This window comes from Bacillus sp. ChL18 (assembly GCF_026241425.1).
Taxonomy (GTDB): Bacteria; Bacillota; Bacilli; order Bacillales; family Bacillaceae; genus Bacillus; species Bacillus velezensis.
Genome location: NZ_JAPHWE010000001.1, coordinates 61731 through 73584, shown reverse-complemented (window position 1 = coordinate 73584; position 11854 = coordinate 61731). Strand labels below are relative to the sequence as shown.

At 48.5% G+C, this 11854-nt stretch carries 11 protein-coding genes; 4 read left to right on the top strand and 7 right to left on the bottom strand.

Going from position 1 to position 11854, the window contains the following annotated elements; genetic code table 11:
* Nucleotide 1: 1 nt before the first annotated feature.
* Together OQ477_RS00485 and thpR are read right to left on the bottom strand one after the other, a co-directional pair.
* Nucleotides 2-934 (bottom strand): hypothetical protein, encoded by a 933-nt coding sequence (locus tag OQ477_RS00485; protein WP_017418394.1) that lies wholly within the window; start codon nucleotides 932-934, stop codon nucleotides 2-4.
* A gap of 26 nt (nucleotides 935-960) precedes the next feature.
* Nucleotides 961-1512 (bottom strand): RNA 2',3'-cyclic phosphodiesterase, encoded by a 552-nt coding sequence (gene thpR, locus OQ477_RS00480; protein ID WP_265971063.1) that lies wholly within the window; start codon nucleotides 1510-1512, stop codon nucleotides 961-963.
* A gap of 89 nt (nucleotides 1513-1601) precedes the next feature.
* Between thpR and cysK the strand changes: the two genes are divergently transcribed.
* On the top strand, nucleotides 1602-2573 hold the full coding sequence (gene cysK / locus OQ477_RS00475) for a cysteine synthase A (protein ID WP_095352847.1): 972 nt from the start codon (nucleotides 1602-1604) through the stop codon (nucleotides 2571-2573).
* A 37-nt stretch (nucleotides 2574-2610) separates the two neighbouring features.
* On the opposite strand, the gene pepV is transcribed toward cysK, so the two are convergent.
* Nucleotides 2611-4002 (bottom strand): dipeptidase PepV, encoded by a 1392-nt coding sequence (pepV, locus tag OQ477_RS00470; protein ID WP_265971062.1) that lies wholly within the window; start codon nucleotides 4000-4002, stop codon nucleotides 2611-2613.
* Nucleotides 4003-4097: 95 nt separating this feature from the next.
* Between pepV and OQ477_RS00465 the strand changes: the two genes are divergently transcribed.
* The gene (locus OQ477_RS00465) at nucleotides 4098-5402 is read left to right on the top strand and encodes an NCS2 family permease (RefSeq protein WP_045208534.1); all 1305 of its coding nucleotides are present in this window, start codon (nucleotides 4098-4100) and stop codon (nucleotides 5400-5402) included.
* 33 nt (nucleotides 5403-5435) lie between these two features.
* Here OQ477_RS00465 and OQ477_RS00460 read toward each other — a convergent pair whose 3' ends face one another.
* Together OQ477_RS00460 and OQ477_RS00455 are read right to left on the bottom strand one after the other, a co-directional pair.
* On the bottom strand, nucleotides 5436-6596 hold the full coding sequence (locus tag OQ477_RS00460) for an ABC transporter permease (protein ID WP_014418669.1): 1161 nt from the start codon (nucleotides 6594-6596) through the stop codon (nucleotides 5436-5438).
* Entirely contained in the window at nucleotides 6593-7297 is a 705-nt protein-coding gene (locus OQ477_RS00455; protein WP_014418670.1) for an ABC transporter ATP-binding protein, read from the bottom strand. The genes OQ477_RS00460 and OQ477_RS00455 overlap by 4 nt, the downstream gene beginning before the upstream one ends.
* A 280-nt stretch (nucleotides 7298-7577) precedes the next feature.
* Between OQ477_RS00455 and OQ477_RS00450 the strand changes: the two genes are divergently transcribed.
* Nucleotides 7578-7799 carry a DeoR family transcriptional regulator gene (locus OQ477_RS00450; RefSeq protein ID WP_003152337.1) on the top strand — a complete coding sequence of 74 codons (222 nt, stop codon included), beginning with the start codon at nucleotides 7578-7580 and terminating at the stop codon, nucleotides 7797-7799.
* A 127-nt stretch (nucleotides 7800-7926) separates the two neighbouring features.
* Here the strand turns inward: OQ477_RS00450 and OQ477_RS00445 are convergent, their stop codons facing one another.
* Both OQ477_RS00445 and OQ477_RS00440 read right to left on the bottom strand, forming a co-directional pair.
* Nucleotides 7927-8646 carry a pseudouridine synthase gene (locus tag OQ477_RS00445; protein ID WP_007613195.1) on the bottom strand — a complete coding sequence of 240 codons (720 nt, stop codon included), beginning with the start codon at nucleotides 8644-8646 and terminating at the stop codon, nucleotides 7927-7929.
* A 55-nt stretch (nucleotides 8647-8701) separates the two neighbouring features.
* Nucleotides 8702-10339, bottom strand: coding sequence for a putative polysaccharide biosynthesis protein (locus tag OQ477_RS00440; protein ID WP_061581304.1), 1638 nt, complete (start codon nucleotides 10337-10339; stop codon nucleotides 8702-8704).
* Between the two features lie 206 nt (nucleotides 10340-10545).
* Here OQ477_RS00440 and OQ477_RS00435 point away from each other — a divergent pair, with 206 nt between their 5' ends.
* On the top strand, nucleotides 10546-11811 hold the full coding sequence (locus OQ477_RS00435) for an NAD(P)/FAD-dependent oxidoreductase (protein WP_007408798.1): 1266 nt from the start codon (nucleotides 10546-10548) through the stop codon (nucleotides 11809-11811).
* Nucleotides 11812-11854: the final 43 nt, after the last annotated feature.

Here is an 11854-nt window from a genome sequence, read left to right as displayed (position 1 = left end):
TTTAATCAAGCCATTCCTGTCTCCGGCTTGAATCGCTCAAGCCGTAAGACAAAAGAGCCTTCGCCGCCTTGAGCTGGTGGTGCTTGATCGGCGCCGTATTTTTCTGCTGCTTTTCCAGCCACTCTGCGGCAGTCCGTTTATCAGCTATTTCCAGCCCGTACGGCGGCTCCGGGTAATCAATATAAGACGTTCTGCTGAGCAAAAGCTTCCGCACGGGAATGTCGGCCTGCTTTTCTTTTACGATTTGCGAAACGACCGAGCCCGTCCGGTGCAGGCTGAGAGACGGATTCAATACTTGGCGCGTGCTGCCGGAGCCCCTTTCTTCCCAAAAACGGTGTTTTGATCCGATATATACGCTGTCCTCTTCCGCTTCCATAAAAGCGGCGCAGAAAATCTCCAGCGGCGAGATGATGATCATGCTCAGTTCGACGGACGCCTGCTGAATTTGCAGAACCGGATGATACATCACAAAATAGGAATCGGGCAGCTTTTGAGCCAGCATTTTTAACATCCTGTCCCTTTTAACCGCCTGTGAAAGCTCAGACTTTTGAGAAAGCGTGGAGCTCGCCCATTTTAATTGAAAGTCATACAGCTGATCTTTGAAAAAAGGCGCGAGCTCAGACTTTTGAGACGGAAGATTCCCGAACAGCGCCTCTTCTCCCTCCGGCTCATCAAACCATTGGTGCCTCTTTTCATTTATATCGGCCGTATTTTCTTCTTTTCTCTTTTTCAAGGAAAATTTTTTCCTGGCCGGCGCTTGATCGGTTTCCCCGCCTGCAGCCGTTTCCGTTTCTTTTTCTTCCGTCATCCGGTCAAACGCTTCAAGAAGCGCCTCCCAGCGTTCTTTCTTCAGCCGGATAAACTGGTTCATATAATGATATGGATCAAGTTCATATCTGGATATGCAGTCGTGAATTTTGATGATCTGTGCCATGTGATTTCTCCACTCCGAATATTTGTTTATGTCAATTGAAACTGTGCGATTTCTTCGTATTTAGGCGACCGGTCAAGATGGGTCTGAAACAGGGAAAACCGGCTGACGGCACTTTGCACCCTGCCGCTTTCAAACGGCACATCGTCAGGAAACGGCCGGTCTCCCGTCCACTTCCGCGCCATCGTCATATGAGGGTGATACGGGCGTTTTTCCACTTGAAAACCGGCTTTAAAAACAGCCTGTTTTGTTTTTTCCCGCAAATCAAAGAGCAGTTCATTCCGTTCGGGCTCAAGGTGAAGCACTCTCGGCTGTCTGCGGTCGCCGAAAATATCCAGATGCTGAAACTGTACGGTAAACGGCTGCGCTGCCGACGCAGCATCTGCGAGCAGAGACGATAATTTCGCAAGCCGTTCTTCATCCGCGGCTCCGAGAAAAATGAGTGTAATATGATAGTCATGCGGGTGCACCCATTTTTTGAATGATAACGCCGGCTCCTTTTTGGCTGCTTCCCAAATCGGTTCAGCAATGTCAGCCGGAATCGGAATGCCGATAAAATAATGCGGCAATGAAGCTTTCATACGAGGATCTCCCCCTCTTTGGTTATGGTGTTATTATAAAACGGATAAGCGGAGAGGAGAACCCTGTCCGCTCATTATGATAGGATATTATGTACCGAACGTTTTATACAGAAAGGAATGAGCCGGCCTTGAAAATCGTAAACAGCACGGCGGAGCTGATCGGCGGCACACCGATCGTAAAGCTCAATCGCCTTCAGCCAGAACATGCAGCGCAAGTCTATTTAAAATTAGAATCGTTTAACCCGAGCGGCAGTGTCAAAGACAGAGCGGCTTACAATATGATCATTGAAGCGGAAAACAGCGGGCATTTAAAACCCGGCTCTGTCATCATCGAACCGACAAGCGGCAACACAGGCATCGGCCTGGCGATGAACGCGGCGGCGCGCGGCTACAAGGCAATCCTCGTCATGCCTGACACGATGACGAAAGAACGCATCAACCTCCTGAAAGCGTACGGCGCGGAGGTTGTGTTAACACCGGGGGCGGAAAGAATGCCCGGCAGCATCAAAAAAGCGAAAGAACTCGCCGAACAGATTCCGGGAAGTTTTATCCCGATGCAATTCGATAACGGCGCAAATCCAGATGCCCACCGAAAAACGACCGCCATTGAAATCTATCAGGCCGTTCAGCAGCTCAACAGACCGCTCGGTGCTTTTGTGGCAACGGCAGGGACGGGCGGAACCATTACCGGAACCGGAGAAACGCTGAGGGAGCTTTTCCCGGATATGATTGTTCATGTCGCCGAGCCGGCGGGTTCCCCCGTCCTGTCTGGCGGAAAACCCGGAGCCCATAAGCTTGTCGGGACAAGCCCCGGATTTATTCCCGGCATACTGAATCAGGACGTTTACGATGAAATCATGAAAATATCTGATGAAGATGCGTATACGACAACACGTCGTCTGGCCCGGGAAGAAGGTATACTCGTCGGTCCGTCTTCAGGCGCCGCCTGCTTCGCCGCCATTGAAACCGCCAAACGCCTCCCTTCCGAACAGATCGTCATCTGTATGACGGCCGATACGGGGGAACGTTATTTATCAACGGATTTATGGTCATTTGAATGATAAAAAGGGATGCCGCTTTCGGCGTCCCTTTTTATTATCACTTGGCAAGCTCATAAATGGCTTCGGCATATAAAGCAGTTGACCGGAGCAGGTCATCAATTTCGATGTACTCATTCTTTTGATGCGCGCTGTCAGGCCGGCCGGGGAACAGCGGCCCGAACGCGACGCCCGCCGAAAGAGATCTCGCATACGTTCCTCCGCCGATTGAAATCAGATCCGCTTTCTTTCCCGTCTGTCCTTCGTAGACCTTTTGAAGCGTCTTTACGAGCGGATGATCGGCAGAAACGTGGTGCGGTTTGCTGTCTTTAAATTCTTCAAGCCGGAATTCTTCAGCAGACGTAAAAGCATCACGGATGACTTTGCTGTCTGAAGTGACAGGATAACGGATGTTGATGCCGAGTTCTCCTTCCTCACCCTTTCTGTATGTAAAGGTGCCGACATTCAATGTAAGCTCTCCGCTGATGTCATCCCTGCAATCGATTTTCAGTTTTTTGCCTCGTGTATCATTTAAAAAATAGTCACTGACGGTTTTGACAAAGTGCTTTCCGGCTTCATCCAGCTCCGTTCCGTTAAGGCATTCAGCAAGCTTTAAGCCGGCATTGACACCATTATCCGGTTCCATCGCGTGGCATGATTTTCCGTATACGCGAAGCGTCAGTTTTCCATTTTCCGAAACTGCTTCACCTTGTGTTTTTGACTGCTCAAGCCATTTGCTGAAATATGCGTGCACGGCATCAAGACCGTTCCCTTCAATAACCGCTTCAGCCGCATCCGGCACCATGTTCAAGCGCAGTCCTGAACGGAATGACAGAAGCCCGTTTTTTGCGTCTTTGTCAGAAGCGCTTTTTGCAATGCGCAGTGACGCATCTATAATTCCTTTTTCCGCGTTAATGATCGGAAAATCCGCGTCAGGAGCAAAGCCGATGTCAGGCATTTTTTCGTGTTTGAAGTAGTGATCCACGCATCTCCAATCACTTTCTTCATCCGTTCCGATGATGATTCTCACGCGTTTGGATAAAGGAAGCTGCATGTCTTTGACGATTTTCAGCGCATAAAACGCCGCCATTGTCGGCCCTTTATCATCAATGGCGCCTCTGGCATATATCCGGCCGTCCCTGATATCGGCTGAAAACGGATCGCTCGTCCAGCCGTCTCCGGGCGGAACGACATCGACGTGGCACAAAACGCCGACGATTTCGTCACCCGTTCCCCATTCAATATGGCCCGCATAGCCATCAAGATTCTTTACGGTGAAGCCTTCTTTTTCACCGAATTCCAGCAGTGACGTCAGGCTGGCATTGACGCCTTCTCCAAACGGCCGGCCGGGACCGGCTGTTGATTCGTCCATTACGCTGTTGATCTGCAAAAACTTCTGCGTGTCACGGATCAGATCTTCTTTGTTTCTGATGACTTCAACTTCCCAGTTCATCACAAATCCCCTTTCTTGATAAAGACTTGCAAAATGTCGATAAAACGAATAATATAGATGATGTTTTGAAAAAATGTTCGTCATTGGAGGTACTTATGTTTCATCTCGACAAGCATCAAACGACAATAAAAAGAGAAATTACCGCGGGATTGACCACCTTTTTCACAATGGTGTATATCATTGTCGTCAATCCGGTGATCCTTTCCAATGCGGGAATTCCGTTTGACCAGGTGTTCACCGCGACGATTATCGCTTCCATTGTCGGAACTTTATGGATGGCTCTCGCTGCGAATTTTCCGATCGCCATTGCCCCCGGCATGGGCTTAAACGCGTATCTTGCCTTTCACGTTGTCGGCACAGGCAGCGGCATTACGTATCAGACGGCTTTCAGCGCCGTTTTTATCGCGGGAGTCATCTTTATTATTTTATCGTTAACGCCTTTAAGAAAACAACTTATAGAAGCGATTCCGGACAATTTAAAATACGGAATTACGACCGGCATCGGCTTATTTATCGCTTTTATCGGCTTACGCCAATCCGGAATCATCACGGCTGATAAATCTAATCTGGTTGCACTCGGCGATCTTCATTCGCCTGCCGTCATTTTAACGCTTATCGGACTTATCATCAGTATTGTACTGATGGTGCTGAATGTAAACGGGGCTCTGTTCATCGGAATGGCGCTGACCGCCGTCATTGCCTTTTTGACCGGGCAGATCCATTTCGCGAAAGGATTTATGTCCTTCCCGCACCTGCCGGAGGGGCTTTTGATCACAAATCCGTTCGGTGCCCTCGGGGATGTCGTGCATCACGGTCTGTACGCCGTTGTGTTTTCTTTTCTTCTCGTTACGATTTTTGACACGACCGGCACCATGATCGGTGTCGCCGAACAAGCGGGATTGATCAAAAACAATCAGCTGCCGAATGCCAGAAGAGCGCTTTTGGCTGATTCGACCGCTACGACGGTGGGAAGCATCTTCGGCACCAGCCCGACGACCGCGTTCGTTGAATCTTCAGCAGGTGTGGCGGCCGGCGGAAGAACGGGTCTGACGGCGCTGACGATAGCCGTTATGTTTGCCGTTTCCATGTTTTTCAGCCCGCTTGTCAGCGTCTTATCGGAAGTGTCCGCGATTACGTCACCGGCTCTGATTATTGTCGGCAGCCTGATGATGGGCGCGGTATCGAATATCCGCTGGAATGAGCTTGATGAAGCGTTCCCGGCCTTTCTCGTCATTTTGGCGATGCCTTTAACGTCCAGTATTTCAACCGGAATCGCACTCGGCTTCATTTCATATCCGCTTGTTAAAGCAGCTAAGAAAAAATGGCGCGAAATCCATCCTTTAGTCATCATCTTCGCCATACTGTTTTTTATTCAGCTTTTTATTTTGAACGGACATTAAGAAAAATCCCTTTCCTTTTTCGGAAAGGGATTTTCACATATAAAGAACGGAAAGAATCGCGGCAATGAGACACCAGGCGGAACAGATGATTTGAATGACGGTTAATGCGCTGTTTCGCGCCCTGAAATAGTCATCACTGTCTCTCTTGATACCGCTTAAAACCGGTTTATCCGTGATCCGGTCAAATAAAAGCGACGCGGCATAGCGGCTGACGATCGCAAACAAAATGAGGACTGCCGGCTTCACTAAGAGCGGAAGAACGAGAATAAGAGCCGTAAAAGCCGCGGTTAAAAGGTAAAGCTGCCGGAGATACCCGCCGTTTCGGATCAGCACTTTAAAGAACAATTCTTTCCACGCCGTATACGCCGACCGTTTTGTAAAGATGTGCTTTGAGCCGGGATATAAAAACGGCTTGCTCCGCCCTTTATTTTTACCATTCGGGAGCTGCACATCATGGCTGAGCATCAAAACAGAGGCCGCGAATGAAAGCTTGCGCCTGTTCTCCTCAAGCACTTCTTCCTCAAAGGCTGATAATGTCTCCGTCCCTTTCCAAGTCAAAAGAGCGGAACAGATGAACAATATACATCCCGCCGGCCAAAGCCAATACCATTCGGCGGCAAAGACGATCATAAAAAACGCCCCCGCCATCAGAACCATCACTTTCAGCCAGCCCGCCGCCTGATTCCCGAATGTCCGCCTGCTGTTTTTTCTGTGCCGATGTACGGCTAATATCGCGGTATGGAAGCCGAACAGACAGCAAAACATACCTGAATATGCCGGTAAGGTACAGTCACCGTATTGGCGCCATAAGGGAAATAACAATACGGCAAGCGCACCCCATTTGATAAGGGAAAGGAACATCGAATACAACAGCGCGTACCGTTTCAGCTTTTGCATCAGATGTTTTGCATGCACCAAAAATACGTGATCCGCTTCCAGCAAAAAGGTATGAATAAAACCCGTGCACAACAGCAGGGCACTGAATACATACAGCCAGCCCCACCCTAATACTCCTGCCGCTCCATTAAGAAGCCCCCTGCCGTTCAGCCAATCAGCATATTGATAAACGGCAAATGCGGCAGCGGGAAGAACGATATACAGCGCGACCGTCCAATCAATGACCGTCTGGAACACCTTCCATTGATACCGCCAATAATGAAACAGCCTTTGAAAAAACAAAGCCCGCCCGGTCATCGCTGACTGCTCCGAACCGCTGAATAAAAGCAATCCAGCAGTGAACGGCTCCCCGTTTTTTCCTGAAGCTCCTCTAACGTGCCTTGAAGAAGCAGAGCGCCCTGATCCAGCAAATAAAACCGGTCGCAGATTTTTTCCGCCGTATCCAGAACATGAGTGCACATCAAAATCCCCGCGCCCCTTTCTTTCTCAGCAATCAGCATGTCGGTAAACAGCTTTGTTGAGATCGGATCAAGTCCGATAAAAGGCTCATCAATGATGTAAATATCCGGCTTCGCCAAAAATGCCTGTATGAGCATCAATTTTTGCTGCATCCCTTTTGAAAAGCCGGAAGGCAAATCATGTTTTACAGACGTCAGCGAAAACTCTTCAAGCAGCCGCCCTGCCCGCTCACGGCATTCTTCCCCTTCTATACCCCGCAATGACCCGGTCAGCTCGAGGTGCTCCCAAAGCGTCAGTTCATCGTAAAAACTCGGACGCTCCGGTATGTAAGCATAAGATGAATCATTCCACTCAATACCGCCTTCTATATCCCGGGACAGCCCGAGAACCGCCTTTATCACTGTGCTTTTTCCCGCGCCGTTCGCTCCGATTAAACCGGCAATTTCACCAGCGTTGACTGACAGAGATACATCAGAAATCACCTTCGGCCTGTCAGCATAACCGGCGCAGACAATGTTTGCATTCAATAATTCTCCCAAACTTCTCACTCCCCCGTTTTCATACGGACATGTATAAAAAAAGTTTCAGTTTCCATAATAATAAAAGCGGACCGGACATAGTAATGCACCAAGGCGGCACCCATTTGGAAAAAATTATCTGCGCTTATTCCTAGATTCATGTTGTCCATATCGTGTATAATGGAGGCAGTTAAAAGAGAAAAAACAGAATGTCATCCTTTGTTGCTTATTCGTACGAAGTTTTAGAGTCGAAAGTTGTGGTATATCAAGTCCATCCGATCTTATGATAGGGAGTGGTTTTTTGAAACCTTCAACAAATCGTATGCTGACTCGGATTAAATCAGTTTACATGTTCATCCAGGAAAAAGGCCTTGTGACAACACAGGAACTGGTTGATGAATTCGGCATTACACCTAGAACCATTCAGCGAGACTTAAATGTGTTAGCATACAATGATCTTGTTCATAGTCCTAGCCGAGGCAAGTGGGAGACAACACGAAAAAAAGTGAAAATTACATCTTAAGTGAACAATTACATAAGGCCCTTTTCGGCCTGACATGCTGCAAGGCAAAGCAGCGTCTTTGCCTTGTTTTTTGTTCCTCTATATAAAAAGCCCAAAACAAATCTGTTTTGGGCTTTTCTGATATCGATTACACTTCAGCGCCTCTCAGCGTTTCGAGCTCCTCTTCAGTCAGCTCGCGGAATTCTCCCGGTTTAAGATCCGGGTCAAGAGAAACAGCCCCCATCGAAAGCCGCTTCAAATAAGCCACTTCATTTCCGACAGCCTTTGCCATCAGCTTCACCTGATGATATTTGCCTTCTGTAATGGTCAAGTGAATCACCGTTTCATCCGGGCTTTCTGTAATGATTTCAACGGCTGCCGGCTTCGTCTTATAGCCTCCTTCAATGACGACGCCTCTTTCCAGATGAACGATGTCTTCCGGTGACAGAGGTGAAATTAACCGGACCTCATATGTTTTGGGCACATGCTTTTTCGGAGAAAGCAGGCGATGAGCGAGCTGCCCGTCATTGGTCAGAAGCAAAAAGCCTTCCGTATCCTTATCAAGACGTCCCGCCGGAAACGGTTCAAAACGCTGTTCTTCAGGCGTCAGCAGATCAACCACCGTTTGCTGGCGGCTGTCTTCTGTAGCGGACAGCACTCCTTGCGGCTTATTCATCATGACATAAATAAATTCACGATAGTCTGCCGGCTCTCCGTATACCGTGATGTCCTGTTTTTCCGGATCAACATGGGTCTTCACATCTTTCGCCGGCTCTCCGTCAATCATGACAGCCCCAGCCTTGACGATTTTTTTCACATCTTTTCTTGAGCCGAATCCGCTGTTGGCAAGCAGCTTATCAAGTCTCATCCTGATCCTCTCCTTTAAAAAGAAAAGCCCGCGATAAGCGGACTATTCATTATTCTTAATGGGCGGAATGCCTGCCTCTCCTCAAAACGCGGGGCAGACGGTTTCCAAACATTTTCTGTAAAAATCCGATTCGGTACGCGGCAAACATGTATACTGCACCGCCGACAGCGGCGCAGACAAAGACGACAATCGCCGCATGCACCTGGCCGCTTTGGTATGTTACAAAGAAACTGAGCAGCCATTGAGTCAGCTTGACCGCGACTCCCATCACGACGGACAGGACCGCGATTAAAATGACCCGTTTTATAAGTACCGTATACGAATAGCCCGCATGGCGCTTAATCATAATAAAACCGTACAGAAGAGAAGCGATATAACCGAGCGCCGTTGCCAAGATGGCCCCGTCTCCCTGAAACAGCTTGATCAGCGGCACGTTCAGCATCACTTTTATAATGACGCCGATGAAAAGGCTCACGACAGCAAATTTCTGCTTATTAATCCCTTGCAGGATCGCGGCGTTTACGGTAAACAGAGAAAACAGAATCGCGACAGGCGCGTACCAGAACAATATATCCTGTCCGATATCCGGGCGAAGACTTTCAGAGCCGTAGAAGAACGTATAGGCCGGACCCGATAACACGGACATCCCGACAACAGCGGGAATAACCAAAAACAGAATGATTTGCATCGTCTGGTTAATCTGCTGGTTCAAAAGCTTATAATTCCTGCTCGTAAACGATTCAGTAATCGTCGGAATCAGCGTCAGACCGAAAGCGGTCGCCAGAGAAACCGGGATCATCACAAGCTTCGGCACATAAAGGGTGACAATCGCAAGCATGTCCTGGCTGATATCCTTATGGCCCGCCGCAATCATCGCTTTATTAAACGTATTCGTATCGATATATGAATACAAAGGAATCGCCAGTCCGACAAATACGTAAGGAGCGGCATAACTGAAAAGCTCAATGAACATTTTTTTATAACTTAAGTTCGCGGACGGGACGAGATTCGGCTTCATCGCCAGGAGATCGCCCTTCCGCTTATTCCAGTAAATATAAAGGACGACAAGCCCTCCGAATGATCCGATCAGCGCCGCGAAAGTCGCGTATCCGACTGCGATGACAAGGCCGCCGTTGATCACTCTTAAAATCAAATACGTTGCGCCCAATAAAAAGATGATCCGGGCAAGCTGCTCCACAACCTGTGAAACGGCTGTCGGCCCCATCATCTGATGACCTTGGAAAAAACCGCGCACAAGACTCATAATCGGCACGACCAAAAGTGCCAGACTGACCATCCGGATGACATAAACGACGTGGTCAATCGTAAGTCCGTTGTTACTCGTGCCGCCGAGAGATGTTTCCGCAAAAAACGGCGCTGAAATATAAAGAATTGAAAAAGCGATCATCCCGGTTACGAGCATAACCGACATTCCCGCTCTCAGCATCCGCCTGCTCGTCTCATAGTCTCCCTTGGAATTATATTTCGAGACAAATTTTGAAACCGCGGCGGGAAATCCCATCGTGGCAATGTTTAAAAACAGTGTATATTGATTATATCCGTATTGAAACAAAGCTCCGCCCGTCGCTCCGACCATCGCTCCGAACGGGATCAGATAAATCATCCCTAAAATCCGCGATATATAGGTGCCGAGCGTCAGCACGAACGTGCCCCTTAACAATTTGCTTGACATGTTTCCTCATCACCATTTTCTACGAAGATTCAACTTTTCTATTTTAACACAACTGGGCAATTAGACGGTAATAATTACAGCGGGAAACTTTTTGGGAAAACCCTTTAAAAACAAAATACGTTTAAGGATTCCCTTTCTTTCGCTATAATAGCAGAAAGCGGACATTTTCGCCTATTATACGTGAAAAAGAAAGTTGTTGATGAAATATGAAACATTATGACGTGATTGTGATCGGCGGGGGTCCCTCCGGTTTAATGGCTGCGATTGCCGCAGGCGAAGAAGGGGCGGACGTATTATTAATCGATAAAGGAAACAAGCTGGGACGGAAGCTGGCGATTTCCGGCGGCGGGCGCTGCAACGTGACCAACCGCCTCCCCGTTGAAGAAATCATCAAACACATCCCCGGCAACGGCCGCTTTTTATACAGCGCGTTTTCCGAATTTAATAATGAAGATATCATCGCCTTTTTTGAAAAACTCGGCATTCAGCTGAAAGAAGAAGACCACGGGCGCATGTTCCCGGTGACGGACAAAGCGCAAAGCGTTGTCGATGCGCTTTTGAACCGATTAAAACAACTGAATGTCACCATCCGCACAAATGAAAAAATCAAAGAAGTGCGGTACGAGAACGGCAGGACAGCAGGCATTACGACAAACAATGACGAACACATTAACGCAGACGCCGTCATTATCGCGGTCGGCGGAAAATCAGTCCCGCATACCGGAAGCACCGGAGACGGCTATGCATGGGCGGAAGCGGCCGGTCATACCGTGACCGAACTCTTTCCGACGGAAGTGCCGGTTACGTCGTCAGAACCGTTTATTAAACAAAAAACACTTCAGGGGCTGTCTCTTAGAAACGCGGCCGTCAGCGTCCTGAATAAAAAAGGCAAACCAATCGTCACACACGTGATGGACATGCTGTTTACCCATTTCGGCTTGTCAGGCCCCGCCATTCTCCGCTGCAGCCAATTTGTCGTCAAAGAACTGAAAAAGCAGCCAGAGGTCAAACTCCGCATCGATCTGTTTCCCGGCATCAACGAGGAAGAGTTATTTCAAAAGATGCACAAGGAACTGAAAGACGCACCGAAAAAAGCGCTCAAAAACGCGCTGAAGCCGTGGATGCAGGAACGGTACCTGCTTTTTCTTCTGGAACGGAACGGTCTTGATCCGCAGACAAGCTTTACGGAACTGCCGAAGGATCAATTCAGGGCTTTTGTCAAAGACTGCAAACAATTTACGGTTGCCGCTGACGGAACGCTTTCTTTGGACAAAGCATTTGTCACAGGCGGAGGTGTTTCCGTAAAAGAGATTGAGCCGAAACAAATGGCGTCAAAAAAAATGGAAGGCTTATATTTTTGCGGAGAAATACTCGATATTCACGGCTATACCGGGGGCTACAATATCACTTCAGCCTTTGTCACGGGGCGTCTCGCCGGTTTGAATGCAGGACGTTTCTCACGCTCGCTCTAAATGGTTTAAAGCGCATTTACCTGAGCGTTCCCGTTGATAATTG